Source organism: Granulibacter bethesdensis, assembly GCF_001889525.1.
Classification (GTDB): domain Bacteria; phylum Pseudomonadota; class Alphaproteobacteria; order Acetobacterales; family Acetobacteraceae; genus Granulibacter; species Granulibacter bethesdensis_C.
The window spans coordinates 2,052,533-2,066,809 of record NZ_CP018192.1; the positions used below are offsets into that span (position 1 = coordinate 2,052,533).

Here is a 14,277-nt window from a genome sequence, read left to right on the forward strand (position 1 = left end):
AACAGCAGAGCAGCATGCATCATCATTTTCTGCCGCGGGAAACAGGCTCATGATGCATGGTGACATTTCCAGCTCTGCCGATACAGTTGGCGTTGCTGTGGTCAATTACAAAATGCCGCGTCTGCATACGATCGAGGACGTACGCAGCAATGCCCATGCCATTGCCGAGATGATCATCGGCATGAAAGCCGGTCTGCCAGGAATGGATTTGGTGATTTTCCCCGAATACAGCACCCACGGCATCATGTATGATGAGGCCGAAATGATGGAAACCGCCGTTTCCATCCCCGGACCGGAGACCGATATTCTGGCCGATGCCTGCCGCGGGGCCAAAGTATGGGGCGTGTTCTCCCTGACTGGGGAGCGGCATGAGCAGCACCCGGAAAAACGGCCCTACAACACGCTGATTCTGATCGACGATACCGGAAAAATTGTTCAGAAATACCGCAAGATCATTCCCTGGACACCGATCGAAGGCTGGTATCCAGGCGATCAGACCTACGTGTCTGCGGGGCCGAAAGGGATGAAGATCAGCCTCATCATCTGCGATGACGGCAATTATCCTGAAATCTGGCGTGACTGCGCCATGCGTGGGGCAGAGCTGATCGTACGCTGCCAAGGGTATATGTATCCCGCAAAGGAACAGCAGATATTGATGGCCAAAGCGATGGCATGGGCCAACAACGTCTATGTGGCCGTGGCCAATGCGGCTGGATTTGACGGGGTGTATTCCTATTTCGGCCATTCCGCGATCATCGGTTTCGACGGACGCACCCTGGGTGAATGCGGGACGGAGGAAAACGGCATCCAGTATGCCCAGCTTTCCAAAGCCCTGATCCGCGATGCCCGCAGGAACGGGCAATCGCAGAATCATCTCTACAAGCTGCTGCACCGTGGATATACCGGCACCATTGCCTCCCGCGAGAATATCAGCGGCAAGGCGGAATGCCCCTATTCCTTCTATCGCGACTGGATCACCGATCCTGAAGGCACACGCGCCAAAGTCGAGGCCCTGACCCGCAGTGAACCTGGCGTTGCCGATTGCCCGGTTGCCGGTGTGCCGACACCGACAGGTTCATAATTTTTACCGCACAGCAGATGGTCTGATCACGGCCAGCATGACGAGCATGGCTTCTGCGGCAATGGCGATGCCAACCGGGAGCCAAACCATCCCGCTACTGAACCATGCGCCGGCCGCATAAAGCGGTATGATCACCAGTGCCGCGACCAGATCACCTGCATGCCGGAGCCGAAAGGCAAGGCCTGACAAAATCAGGCAAGCCCCCGGAACGGATTTTATGGCCACGTCCCATGGATGGAGCCGGATAAACCCGTTTCCAAGTGGCCCTTGCTGAGCAATCCCCGTTGGCAGCATCACCTCCAGCAACCAATGCATGATGTCTGCTGCACCACGCAGACTGTCCAGTACCATCGTCGCCAGCAGGATCAGGACCAATGGCAGCAATGCCAGCGCCGCCGCGCATAATGCGGCCATGATGCCTGCCCATCCTAATCCGGCGCAAAAAGCATGCCTCATTCCCGCGCTATCCATCGAACCGCCCGGCCAAGGGCATGCTTGTCAAAACAGGTGCCGGCCCCGAATAATACAGAAGACTGATGACGGGACATATCAATGCTCGATGTGCTGCGGGCAATGCGGGTTTTTCTCCGGGTTGCCGAATTGGGCTCATTTTCCGCGGCAGCGCGGGGGATCAACATGTCCCAACCGATGATCTCCCGGCAAATCGGCATGCTGGAGGATCATTTCGGCACGCAACTGGTGCAGCGCTCCACCCGCCACCTGCATCTGACCGAGGAAGGGGAGGCCCTGCGAGAACATGCCCGCCGTATCCTCGACCATCTGGACGCCGCTGAGGAGGCAATCGGTCGGGGTGCCAGACCACCTTCCGGACGGGTGCGTCTCAGTTCCCCTACTGCATTTGGCCTGTATCTGTCGGGGCAGATGGCAGCCTTTCATCAGCTGTATCCCGATATCGATGTTGCCCTGAGGCTGAGCGACGAAACCGTCAATCTGATTGAGGATGGACTTGATCTGGCGCTGTATGTCGGTGGAGTGCCTGAAACGTCCATGATCGTTCGGAAGATTGGCAGCGCGCGGCGCCTGCTCGTTGCCGCCCCTCGCTATATGGATGGACGGGCTGAGCCTTCCTCCCCTACGCAGTTGAAGGATTTTGACTGCCTGACCTATGCCGGACCGGGCAGCGATACCGCATGGGCCTTCATCACCGGCGGCATCTCCTCGCCCCTGCCGGTCCATAGCTGGTTCTCCAGCAGCAGCAGCGAGGCCACTCGCCGTGCCGCTCTGGCGGGGGCCGGTATTGCCGCCCTGCCCCATTACATGGTGGAGCAGGATCTCCAGGAAGGGCGACTGATCGAATTGTTGCCACAGGATCGGATGGAACCATTGGCCGTGTTTGTCGCCTATGCATCAACACGCCATCTGGCTCCTCGCTGTCGGGTGCTGATCGATTTTATTGCCCGCACCTTCAAAAATGCTCCGGGAACGATCTGACTTTACCCATTATGTCTGTTTCTAAAGATAAAACAGGCTCCGACCGGCTTCAGTCTGCAAAGGATATCACTCGGCCATGTCGCGGAAAACCATTCTGATCGCCGCTCCATTGATCATTGCCGCTGTCGGGACCGGAGGCTACTGGTGGATGCACCAGAAGGTGGAAAATCGACTTCTGACGGAATTGCAGGCCTTTCAGAACAGACTCAGGCCTGACGGAAGCATGACCTATTCCAGTGCCGAACCAGCCTTGTGGCAGCGGGGCTTCATCCTGCATGACGTGACGCTGCACTATCAAACGCACCTCATCACGGCCCGCACGGTCTCCGCCCATGGTGTATCCGACAATACCATCGGACAGCTTGATCTGAAGGATGTTACCGAAACAGAACCTGAAGACCGGGTGACAGCAACCGCCAGACACGTGACGGTCAAGGCGCTGACCATCCCGGATCAAGGGCAAGAAGAAGCGATAGCCCCTCAAAAACTGCGCTTTGACCGGTTGGATATGGCCGAATGGGCAGTGGTTTTCCTGCTCCACCCGCCCAAGGCCGATGATGGGGATGCAGATGGAAAAGAACGTCCCGTCAAGGCCCGTTTCGAAAGCTTTACCATCGACCACTGGGGGGTGGATCAGACATCCGACCTTCGCTTCACAGGGCTGGAGGCTCTTATCCCGCAAGCAGGTCAGACGGCGCATCTGACAGTCCGGCAAAGCGCATTGACCGGGGCCGATCTGGCCGCCCTGATCGAGGATGCCCGGCATGGTCACCCTCGATCCTCCCTTGGTCAGAATGTGGTCTTTGAAACCGGCGGTATCAAACTGGAACAATCCTCCACTGCTTTTGCCTGCGGGCATGCCCGCTCTCGGGAAACCCGCTCCGCTGCCGGAGATGTGGAGACGGATGTTGCCGTGGAGGATCTGACCATTCCTTCCGTTCAGGAGACCTTTGCCCCGCTGACACATACGGACATCCTGCGGCAGCTTGGATATACAAGTCTGTCCGGTTCTTTTGCCATGCAAAGCCACTACACCGCAGGAAACCAGACATGGCTGCTCCGCTCGCTGCGGGCGGATGTTCAGAAGGCAGGAACCCTGACTATATCCGGGGCGCTGGTCGGTTTACCGCCTGCAGCGCTCGATACCGGGGGACCGCTGGCTTTTCTTCAGGCCAGATTGTCTAGACTGAGCCTCACATGGAATGAGGCAGGACTGATGAAAAACATCGTCACTCTGATCAGCCGGCAGCGCCAGGTAACACCGGAACAGGTACAGCAGGCAACGCTCCAGCAGATGGACATGCTGTCTCAAAGTGCCCCGGCGAAAATCATGCCGGCTCTGGACGCAGTGAAAGCATTTCTGCGCGATCCACGTTTTCTGAGCCTTTCGGCGGCGATGGATCCTCCGGCCCCGCTCCTGTCGCTGCTCAACCCGAATAACAGCCTGCTGAGCAACATGACCATCAGCGCCACAGCCGATCCTGTCACAAAATAATATCTCCTCGGACATACCCTGAAATATCTTACAGGATTGTCATAAACTGGTCGGAAACAGAGTAAAATCAGACATAGTTTGGCCTTTATTTCTGAACTGATCAGAAGATCAGGCGTTAAGATTTCGCAATCCACCAGCATTTACGGGGTTGTATTCGCCATCATGGCACACAGAAGGGTATCTGTCCGGATTGTCACTTGAGAGAGACAAGTTCCGTTCATACACTTGATCCATCGACTACAGATGTCTTCCCCAACTGATCAACTGCGGGGCCGGAAAACCGGCTCCGTTTTTTTTGCCTGCCACAATGATGTAAAAAAACATGCAGGAATGATGCCCTACCGTGCGTGAAGGCCTGCAAAATTGTGCAGGATCGTGTATGATTGCTCCAGCAATATGACCTGCTTCGCCTGATCGGGGCGTTGAGACCGGAGCACCAGAAGAAACAATGGCAGTCGTCGTTATCACCAAGGCTATGACCGATGAGGCGTTCGCCGCCACCGCCGCACAGAGCAGCCCTGCTGCCAAGCAGTTTAAAACCGGCGATGCGGTGGTCTATCCGGGCCATGGTGTAGGCCGTGTCGATCATGTCGGTATGCAGGATGTCGCAGGCCACAAGATCGAGATGATCCAGATATCCTTCGCTGAAAACCAGATGACCATTCGCCTGCCCGCCGCCAAGGTGGCAACGACTGGCTTGCGCAAGCTGTCCAGCAAGGCCGATGCGGAAAAAGCGATTGCCGCCCTGTCCGGCCGACCGCGAATCAGCAAGGTCATGTGGTCCAAACGGGCACAGGAATATCAGGCGCGGATCAACTCCGGCGATCTGCTGGCACTGGCTGAATTGCTGCGTGATCTACGCCGCAATGCAGGCAGTCAGGATGGCAGCTTCAGCGAGCGGCAGATTTTTGAAACCGCGCTTGATCGCTTTGCCTCCGAAATTGCCACCGTGCGCGGAGAGGACAAGGCCGATACCTCCCAGCAACTGATTGCACTGCTGATCAAAGCGCAACCTGCCTCGGTTGCCGCCGCGGCCGAAAAAGCCGCCGCCAAGGATAAAGCCGAAGCCAAGGATAAAGACCCCGATGCGGAAGACTGATCTGCCCGACATCCGGCGCATCAGGCGGTTTTAGCCGTAGACCGTTATCGCCTCTCCCCCTGGCTCCCGGCTAAGGGGGGTGGCGCTGCCGGTGATGCTGAGAGAAACGGCCTCGGCAATGCGAATACCGTCCACCCCGGCGGAGAGAATCCCGCCCGCATACCCCGCCCCTTCCCCGGCCGGAAACAGCCCCGTCGTATTCAGGCTCTGCCCTGTTCCATCGCGCCGGACCCGCACGGGGGAGGAAGTTCGGGTTTCCACCGCCGTCATCACCGCATCCTCCATTGCGAAGCCCTTGATGCGTTTGTCAAAAGCGGGCAGTGCCTCCCTGATCGCCGCAACGGCGAAATCCGGCAGACAGGTAGACAGATCCGTCGGCGTTACACCGGGACGGTAGGAAGGCGGTACGCTGCCCAGCGAGATAGACGGCCGGCCGGCCAGAAAATCCCCCACTGTCTGTGCCGGCGCTCTATAGCCACCGCCCCCGGCCTCGAACGCACGGCGCTCCCAATGGCGCTGGAAGGCGATGCCCGCCAGCGGGTCCATCGTGGCATCCCCCGGAAAATCCTCCGGCGTGATCCCGACTACGATCCCGGCATTGGCGTTGCGCTCGGCACGTAGATACTGGCTCATGCCATTGGTGACGACATGCCCGGGCTCGGAGGTCGCCGCCACCACCGTTCCCCCCGGACACATGCAGAAGCTGTATACATCCCGGCCGTTGGAGGCATGATGGACCAGCTTGTAATCTGCCGCGCCCAGCAAAGGATGACGCGAAAAATCCCCGAAACGGTTGCGGTCAATCAGAGCCTGCGGATGCTCGATCCGCACACCGATCGAAAGCGGCTTGGCCTCCATATAGACGCCCCGCGCATGCAGCATCCCGAACGTATCGCGAGCACTATGGCCTACTGCGAGAATGACGTGATCGGTGGCGATGCGCTCTCCATTATTCAGCACCACGCCCCGCACCTGCTGACGACCATCCGCCAAACCCTCGATATCAAGATCGGTGACCTGCGTCTCAAAGCGGTATTCCCCTCCCAGCGCCTCGATACTGGCCCGGATACGTTCCACCATCGTCACCAGACGAAACGTGCCAATATGGGGTTTGCTGATGGTCAGGATTTCCTCAGGCGCACCTGCCGCAACGAACTCCGTCAGCACCTTGCGGCCATAGAAATGCGGATCCCGGATCTGGCTGTAGAGCTTTCCATCCGAGAAAGTCCCCGCCCCGCCTTCACCGAACTGCACGTTAGAGCCGGGATCAAGCTCCCCACGCCGCCACAACCCCCAGGTATCCCTGGTGCGAGGCCGCACTGACTTGCCACGCTCCAGAATGATCGGACGAAAGCCGGTCTGCGCCAACACCAGCGCGGCCATCAGCCCGCATGGACCAGCCCCGATCACCACAGGTCTGGAGGGAAGACTCTGCGGAGCCTGCGCCACAAAGCGATAGCCGGTATCGGGGGCAGGCATCACACGGTGATCCGCCGCACACCGCGCCAATACTGCCTGCTCGTCCTTCACCGCCACATCCACCGTGTAGATCAGGGCGATGGAGGAACGCCTGCGCGCATCATAGCCGCGACGGAACACCGTGCTGCTCAACAGCGCATCCGGCGTAATGCCCAGCCGGGCGATCACCGCCTCATCCAACGCAGCCGGGCCATGATCGAGGGGGAGTCTCAGTTCAGTCAGGCGTAACATCGGCAGGAAAAATCCGCTTTCTCGTCCGGCGGCGATATGCCGGTCCGGTGCTATGCCTGTGCTAGAGGAAAATACCCGATCATGAAAACCGGCAATCCTGAGGGGCAGACGGAAAAACACGCCAACCACCGGCCACCCCCGGCGTTATAGTCTGCTACCAAGCATGACCGTACGGATCAGGAGACCATCCGCATGACCGAAAGCAGCCACAGCCGGGATTCAGCCGGTGCCCTGACTCCCGCCAGTCTCAGCCTGACCCCCGCCGATGCCGCAACGCTGGAAGAAGCAGTCCGCGCCCTGCATGACAGCCGCGGCCTGCTGGTGCGTGGGGCCGATCTGGTGGCAGGGCTGATCGGTCAGGCAGCGACCTTTGGTATCAACCGCCTGTCGCTGACGCGGCGCTATGCCGAAAAAATCCAGGGTCTGGCAGAGGCTGCCCTGCGGCGTGCTTTTGATGTGGCCATTCTGGGGATCGACCACGGCAGCCGCCTGTCCAGCGCAGGCGGTGCACGTTTTGTCGCCGCGACCAGCGGCGCGCTGGGTGGACTGGCAGGTATGGCCGGTTTTCTGCCCGATGCAACCGCGACGACCCTCCTGATCATGCGCAACATCGCCACCATCGCGCGGGAAGAAGGGGAAGATCTCAGCCAGGCGGAGGCACGGGAGGCATGCCTTCAGGTATTTGCGTTCGGCGGGCCAGCGCTGGGAAGGCTTGGGACGCTGTCAGAGGAAGCCGATACCGGATACTGGTCTGCACGCCTGTTCTTGCAGGGCCGTCCGCTGGTCATGCTGTTTTCAGAGGTCGCCAGCCGTTATGGCGTGCGGATCGGGGAAAAATTCGCCATGCAGGCCATACCGCTGATCGGGGCCGCTGGCGGAGCATTGGTGAATACCGTGTTTCTGGATCATTATCGCAGGCTGGCAAAAGTGCATTTCACCATTCGCCGTCTGGAGCGGCAATACGGTACTGTGGCGGTGCAGAGTCTCGCTCGCACGATTTCCGACCGTATCCGCTATGGCAATGCCCTGCCAGAGGATGCCTCCGCGGCTGCCTGATTTGATTCTTCCCATGATTGACAAGGGGCCTGCTTCCATGGTCCCCCATTGCCCATGAGTCAGAAACGCCACGGCCTGATATGGCTGCTCCCTGTCCTGCTCATGATGCTGGTGATGTGGCCAGCGTGCCTGCGGGCGGAAGATGCAGCTTCTCCGCACCCCGCCGCGTCCTCCCTGACGCCCGATCAGACCAAAGCCGCGCTTGAAGTGCTGGGGGATGCCCGCAAACGGGACGAACTCATCAGGATTCTTCAGACGCTGCCAACGGACAGAGCCGACAAGGCTTCCTCCTCTGATCGGGCACAATCAACCAAAGCGGCTGATGACAAAGCGGTCCAGGCCGACACAGCGGCTGCAACCACCACCCCGCCAGAGCAGACTAAAAAAGACGCGCCGACAACGCCGAAGCCAGCCCCTGCAAAACCCGATACAGCCGGGCTTGCTCCCGATAGCCTGGGCGCGGAGTTGATCAAATCGTCCGGCTCGGCACTGGATGATGCTGCTGTCAGGCTGAAGCATTCCATACGCTCCATCGCCGAAGCGCCGCTTTTTTATTACTGGCTGCAAGGGCAGATGAGCCAGCCGGAGCGAAAGCTGTTGCTGGTGCGCAGCCTGCTCGCACTGATTGCCTGCATGGTGGCGGGTGGTCTGGCGGCATGGGGAACTGCCGTGCTGACAGCGCCATTCCTGAACCGTCTGTTTGCCCGACATACTGCTTCATCCTCCGCTGAAACAGAAGAGGGTTTTCTTCCATCCGAAACATCGGATGAAGACGCAGAACAGGTGGATGAGGAGGATAGAGAGAAAGCAACCCCTCCCGAGCAGTCGCAACAGCATATTCATGCGGAACGGGTCCTGTCTCGTTTTCCCTCCATTCTGCTGGCAGCCATCATCACCGCCCTGCCAGTCGGTGCATTTCTGGTGACGGCAGGCGCGCTTTTATGGCTGACCACATCCCCTGAAATTCGCGGTGCTGCAACGGCCTGTATCAAGGCAACCGTTTTCGGTGCCATGGTGCTGGTATTGGGACGCACCATGCTGCGCCCGGAGACAAAATCCCTCCGGCTGATCAGGATACCGGACTCCCTCGCGCAATATGGCTATCGCTGGTTGCGACGCCTGATCATCGTCGAGACGATCGGGGCCGCCATTGCAGGAATCGGTGCCAGTCTGGGTCTGTATAATCTTGCCGTCGAGGCTATTCTCAAAATCACGGCACTGGCCATCTACCTCTGTCTGGTCATCATCATCCTGCAAAAACGGGTGTCCGTAGCCAAGCGCATCTCCCATGGTGCGGAAGGCCGGGGATCATGGGCAGCGCTGCGGCGTACTCTGGCCCCCATCTGGCACTGGCCGGCCCTGATCGGCCTCGCAGCCTTCTGGCTGGTCTGGGCTTTGGAAATGGAAGACGGCCTGCACAGGCTGGCACATGGCGCCATTGTGACGATTTCCATCCTGACAGCGGCAAGGATTATCTCGCTGCTGCTGCTCGGCCTGCTGTCACGCATTGTCCGACCATCCCCCGAGAGCCGCGAACGACATCCGGAAATCGCGTTGCGGGCGGATCTGTATTATCCCTATCTGAAACGGCTTCTCTCCGCCGTGCTGGCTGTGGCCACGCTGGTGATCCTGCTGCAAAGCTGGGGCATTCCCACCCTGATATGGTTCAATCAGGGTGCCGTCGGCAGCCGGCTTCTCTCCGCGCTGATTACCATCGGCGTGACGGTCACGCTGGCGGTGATCATCTGGGAAAGCGTCAACATCGCCAGCGAGAAGCATCTCGCCCGCCTGACCGCCAGCGCCCAGTATGTGCGCAGCGCCAGAATGCGCACCCTGCTGCCGATGTTCCGCACGGCCCTGCTGATCGTCATTCTGGCGATCATCATCATGACCGTGCTGAGCGAAATCGGCGTCAATATCGCTCCGTTATTGGCCGGTGCAGGCATTGTCGGCGTTGCCATCGGCTTCGGCTCCCAGAAACTGGTGCAGGATCTGATCACCGGCATTTTCCTGCTGCTGGAAAACGCCATGCAGGTTGGGGACAGCGTGACCTTGAGCGGCCTGTCCGGGACGGTGGAGCATCTGTCCATCCGCACCATTCGGCTGAGAGCGGGGGATGGCTCCGTGCATATCATCCCGTTCAGCTCTGTCTCCACCGTGACCAATGCCAATCGCGGTATCGGCAACGCCGCCATCAGCGTGACGCTTGCGCTGGGTGAGGATACAGCGCAGGTCAGCCAGATCATCAGGGATATCGGTGCCGAGCTGCGAGAAGAAGAAGAATTCTCCGACAGGATCACCGGCGATCTGAGCGTATTCGGCGTCGATAAAGTGGATGCTTCCGGTGTCACCGTCACAGGACAGATTCCCTGTACCGATACCGGCCGTACCCCGGTGCTGCGCGAATTTAACCGGCGGATGCATCAGCGTTTTCAGGAGGAAGGCATTCGCTTTGCCATCCCTCAACAGGCTGTGACCCTGCAAGCGGGGAATACACCCTCCGCCACCCGAACAGACTGAACAGCATCAAAAAAGGCAGCGCCATCACAACAGCGTCGCCTTTTTCACGGTCCCACACTATTGCGAGATCAGAAATAACCCTCGCGCTTCTTGTGTTCCATCGAAGCGCTTTCATCGCGATCAATGATGCGACCACCGCGCTCTGAAACCGCGGCATTGGACAGCTCTTCGATGACGCCATCAATATCCGTGACCGTGCTTTCAAGCGCCCCAGTCAGCGGCCAGCAACCCAGCGTGCGGAAACGCACCATGCGTGGGCGGATTTCCTCACCCGGCTTCAGATCGATCCGGTCATCATCGACCATGATCAGTGTGCCATCCCGCTCAAGCACAGGACGCTCAGCCGCATAATATAGCGGCACGATCGGAATGTTCTCAGCCCGGATGTATTCCCACACATCCATTTCCGTCCAGTTGGACAGAGGGAAAACGCGCGCCGTCTCCCCCGGGCCGAGGCGGGTATTATACAGATCCCACAATTCAGGGCGCTGCGCTTTCGGATCCCATGTCTGGCTTGCACTGCGGATTGACACAACACGCTCCTTGGCACGGCTTTTTTCCTCGTCACGGCGGGCACCACCGAACGCGAAATCATAGCCGCCTGCTTTCAGAGCCTGCTTCAACGCCTCAGTCTTCATGACCTGCGTGTAGATGGATGCACCATGGTCGAACGGATTGATTCCCGCCGCACGGCCTTCCTCATTGGTATGCACAACCAGTTTGAGACCGTATTCCTTGGCGATCCGGTCGCGGAAGGCGATCATCTCCCGGAACTTCCATTTGGTATCGATGTGCAGCAGCGGGAACGGCATCGGCATCGGGTAGAACGCCTTGCGCGCCAGATGCAGCAGCACGGAACTGTCTTTGCCGATCGAATACAGCATCACGGGGTGGCGTGCTTCCGCAACCACCTCACGGATGATGTGGATGCTTTCATCTTCCAATCGCTTCAGCGGGGAGGACGGATCGAGCGTGGCAGCTTTCGTGGCGGTCATGGTCAGTCCGATTATGGGAAAAGTGAGTAACAGCGTATCGTCCAGGCGGGGCTTTACAGGGTCGTTTTCTCCGGCGGAGAAGACGTCTTATACAGGCCGCCGCCCCAGCACCAGCCACCCATCCCACTCTGCGCCTGCAACACCTGCGCGGCATCGCGCGCTGCATCGGGATGATCGAACAGGGTGAAGCAGGTTGCCCCCGAGCCTGACATGCGCGTCAGACGGGCGCCTGGCAACCCTTCCAGAACATGGATCAGTGTCCCGATGGCGGGACAAAGCCGCATGGCAGGAGGCTGAAGGTCATTGCGGGATGCTTGCAGATCACGCAGCAGCGCCGCCATGTCAGGCCAGTGTGATGCCAGCCTGGCCTCCGGCGTGAAACCTGGCTCACGGTTGCGAAACACCTCCGGCGTTGACACCGGCACGCCGGGATTGGCCAGCAACAGACCGATCTCCGGCATGGCAGGCAGCGCCTCCAACCGTTCACCGATGCCACGCATCCGGTAGGTGCCGGGTTCGAGACAGACAGGCACGTCAGCCCCCAGCGAGGTCGCAATACGGTGCAGATCCTCCGCCGCTGGAGACACCCCCCATGCACGGCTCAACAGACGCAGCGCTGCCGCCGCATCAGAGGAGCCTCCACCAATGCCGGATGCGACCGGCAAGTGCTTGTCGAGCACAATGGTTCCGCGCGGTTTGATCCCGGCAAGCGCAGCCAGTGCACGGCCCGCCCGTAACACCAGATTATCAGGCTCGGCCCGCAGCGTCTCCGCCCCCGGCCCTTCCAGCTGCAAACCCAACCCGACTGCCTGATCACCATCCCGATAGCGCAGAACATCACAGGCTCCGGCAAAGACCGCGAGACTGTCGAGCAGATGATATCCGTCCGACCGCCTCCCTGTCACATGGAGGTACAGGTTGATCTTTGCCGGAGCGAAAGCAGCGTTCTGATCAACAATCATGAGTCAGGGGGCAATTTTGGTCGTGGACGCATCCGCATCCTGATTTGCCTGCTCCAACCGCGATTCAAGCCGCGGCCGCTCGGTCGGATCGGGATTGAGGCTCAGGGCACGCTGCCATTGATAACGTGCTTCCAGCTTGCGCCCTGTCTCCCAGTAGGCATCGCCGAGATGCCCGTTGATGGTCGGGTCATTCGGCACCAGCTCCGCCGCGCGTTCCAGATAACGCACCGCCGCGCGCCGGTCCCCCTGGCGCAGCAGCACCCAACCAAGGCTGTCGATGATCGCGCCGTCATTGGGCCTGATCTCCACTGCCCGCTGGATTAGCTGCCGGGCACGATCCAGATGCATTCCCTGTTCAGTCCAGGAATATCCCAGATAGTTCAGCACGGCCGCCTGATCGGGAGACAGGCTGAGTGCCTTCTGAAAATCCGCCTCAGCCCGCGGCCACTGATGCAGCCGCTCCAGCGTCACACCACGGTTGTAGAACACGCTCCAATCATGCGGTTGCGGGTGAGACAGCAAAGCGATGGCCTTGTCATACGCGTTCAGGGCAGCTTCGAACTGCTGCTTGTTGCGCAGGATGTCACCACGCAGGACCAGGGGGAATGCAAAACTGGGGAACCGCTTCGACAGGCTGTCAAGAATAGCCAGCGCCTGATCCGTATGACCGGTTTCATCCAGCAGCACCACCCGACGCACCTGAGCCAGAGGAGCCAGCGGATCACTGTCCCTGATACCGCTGAGCTGTTCCAGTGCCCCTTGCTTATGCTTGTCAGCATCTAGAATATCGGCGGAGAGCAGCTTGGCTTCCGTAAAATCAGGGCGCAGATCCAGAGCCATGCGCAGCAACAGGCGGGATGCATCCGCCCCTTCCGGCTGCTGGCGCAGCGTCGCGGCCAAGGCCAGATAGGCCTCGGCAATGCCATCTGCAGGTGTGGGGACAACCGGCTTCGCACTGGCTTCGATCAGCGCAGGGACCGCCATTCCCAGCACCTCTCCGCCACTTCCCAGATTGTTCAACAGACGAATGGCGGCTTCAGGGTGCCCTTCTCTGGTTTGCCAGCTGGCCATGATGCGGACCAGACGCAGATTCTCCGCCCCCAGACTATGGGCCGCAATGTCATAGAATGAGGCCGCTTCCTGCTTCCGGCCCGCCTGATCAGCGATCAAGGCTGCATGCAGCGCGTAAATACCCTGAAGCTGGCCGCCCTGAATATGCGGCAGCAAGGTTTTCAACGCGCCATTGATGCGGTTGGCTCCCGCCTGTGTCCATGCGGAAAACAAAGGCTGAAGAAGCTGGGTCAAGCCATTCTGACCGATACCCGCATAGCGTTGGGATGCTGCATCCCAATCCCCATCCCGCACGGAATCATTGGCCAGTACCAACTGGGCCGCCGGATTTTCTGGCAGTTGCCGGGCCAGATTAACGGCCTCCGGCCGCCCGGCCATGAGACAGGCGATAAAGGCCTGCCTTACCAGATCACGGTTACCCGGATCGGCTTTCATCGCCTGCAACAGCGAATCGGCTGCCTGATTGAAAGCCCCCTGCAATGCTGCATGTCGCCCGGCGAGAAAATCACCGTATGCCCGTGCACTGGCATCCTCGGCAGCATTCTGATGTGCCCCCGCAGAGGATGAAATATGCAGCAGATGGCCGATCCCCGAAGACGACCCGCTTCCTACGCCAGAGGCAGCACATCCCGCTAACAAACTAGCTGCTAGCAATATGCTGCGCCTCCATGTTGTCCTCATGGGTGTCATGGCGGGTACATTTCCGGCCCGGTTCAAAAATCTGGGAAATCGCATATCCGGCAGCAGTGGATTCTGTGACATGCACGGTATCTTATCCATCACCAGCGCCGCCGCCAATCGGCAGGAAGAACAGTTTCTTTTCTTCGCACTTGCAT

General features: G+C 59.4%; 11 protein-coding genes. 6 read left to right on the top strand and 5 right to left on the bottom strand.

Features of this window, described 5'->3' with window-relative positions; all coding sequences use genetic code 11:
- The first annotated feature begins 49 nt into the window (after window positions 1–49).
- Window positions 50–1,081, top strand: a complete 1,032-nt coding sequence (locus GbCGDNIH6_RS09155; RefSeq protein ID WP_072563653.1) for an aliphatic amidase — start codon at window positions 50–52, stop codon at window positions 1,079–1,081.
- Window positions 1,082–1,084: 3 nt separating this feature from the next.
- Here GbCGDNIH6_RS09155 and GbCGDNIH6_RS09160 read toward each other — a convergent pair whose 3' ends face one another.
- The gene (locus GbCGDNIH6_RS09160; protein WP_072563654.1) at window positions 1,085–1,495 is read right to left on the bottom strand and encodes a hypothetical protein; all 411 of its coding nucleotides are present in this window, start codon (window positions 1,493–1,495) and stop codon (window positions 1,085–1,087) included.
- 159 nt (window positions 1,496–1,654) lie between these two features.
- Here GbCGDNIH6_RS09160 and GbCGDNIH6_RS09165 point away from each other — a divergent pair, with 159 nt between their 5' ends.
- The 3 genes from GbCGDNIH6_RS09165 to GbCGDNIH6_RS09175 all read left to right on the top strand — a co-directional run bounded on the left by GbCGDNIH6_RS09165 (window position 1,655) and on the right by GbCGDNIH6_RS09175 (window position 5,127).
- Complete coding sequence (locus tag GbCGDNIH6_RS09165) at window positions 1,655–2,533, top strand: LysR family transcriptional regulator (RefSeq protein ID WP_232450065.1); 879 nt, start codon at window positions 1,655–1,657, stop codon at window positions 2,531–2,533.
- A 76-nt stretch (window positions 2,534–2,609) separates the two neighbouring features.
- Window positions 2,610–4,028, top strand: a complete 1,419-nt coding sequence (locus GbCGDNIH6_RS09170; RefSeq protein WP_072563656.1) for a hypothetical protein — start codon at window positions 2,610–2,612, stop codon at window positions 4,026–4,028.
- 448 nt (window positions 4,029–4,476) lie between these two features.
- Window positions 4,477–5,127, top strand: a complete 651-nt coding sequence (locus tag GbCGDNIH6_RS09175; protein WP_072563657.1) for a CarD family transcriptional regulator — start codon at window positions 4,477–4,479, stop codon at window positions 5,125–5,127.
- Between the two features lie 30 nt (window positions 5,128–5,157).
- Here GbCGDNIH6_RS09175 and GbCGDNIH6_RS09180 read toward each other — a convergent pair whose 3' ends face one another.
- The gene (locus GbCGDNIH6_RS09180) at window positions 5,158–6,837 is read right to left on the bottom strand and encodes an NAD(P)/FAD-dependent oxidoreductase (protein ID WP_072564495.1); all 1,680 of its coding nucleotides are present in this window, start codon (window positions 6,835–6,837) and stop codon (window positions 5,158–5,160) included.
- 192 nt (window positions 6,838–7,029) lie between these two features.
- Between GbCGDNIH6_RS09180 and GbCGDNIH6_RS09185 the strand changes: the two genes are divergently transcribed.
- Both GbCGDNIH6_RS09185 and GbCGDNIH6_RS09190 read left to right on the top strand, forming a co-directional pair.
- Window positions 7,030–7,893 carry an EcsC family protein gene (locus tag GbCGDNIH6_RS09185; RefSeq protein ID WP_072563658.1) on the top strand — a complete coding sequence of 288 codons (864 nt, stop codon included), beginning with the start codon at window positions 7,030–7,032 and terminating at the stop codon, window positions 7,891–7,893.
- Between the two features lie 54 nt (window positions 7,894–7,947).
- Window positions 7,948–10,413 (top strand): mechanosensitive ion channel domain-containing protein, encoded by a 2,466-nt coding sequence (locus GbCGDNIH6_RS09190; protein ID WP_072563659.1) that lies wholly within the window; start codon window positions 7,948–7,950, stop codon window positions 10,411–10,413.
- 68 nt (window positions 10,414–10,481) lie between these two features.
- Here GbCGDNIH6_RS09190 and cysD read toward each other — a convergent pair whose 3' ends face one another.
- Genes cysD through GbCGDNIH6_RS09205 form a run of 3 tightly spaced genes read right to left on the bottom strand, consistent with a single transcriptional unit; the run spans window position 10,482 to window position 14,095 of the window.
- Window positions 10,482–11,408 (bottom strand): sulfate adenylyltransferase subunit CysD, encoded by a 927-nt coding sequence (cysD, locus tag GbCGDNIH6_RS09195; protein ID WP_072563660.1) that lies wholly within the window; start codon window positions 11,406–11,408, stop codon window positions 10,482–10,484.
- A gap of 53 nt (window positions 11,409–11,461) precedes the next feature.
- Complete coding sequence (locus tag GbCGDNIH6_RS09200) at window positions 11,462–12,370, bottom strand: 4-(cytidine 5'-diphospho)-2-C-methyl-D-erythritol kinase (RefSeq protein WP_072563661.1); 909 nt, start codon at window positions 12,368–12,370, stop codon at window positions 11,462–11,464.
- Between the two features lie 3 nt (window positions 12,371–12,373).
- Window positions 12,374–14,095, bottom strand: a complete 1,722-nt coding sequence (locus GbCGDNIH6_RS09205; RefSeq protein WP_198355742.1) for a tetratricopeptide repeat protein — start codon at window positions 14,093–14,095, stop codon at window positions 12,374–12,376.
- Window positions 14,096–14,277 lie beyond the last annotated feature (182 nt).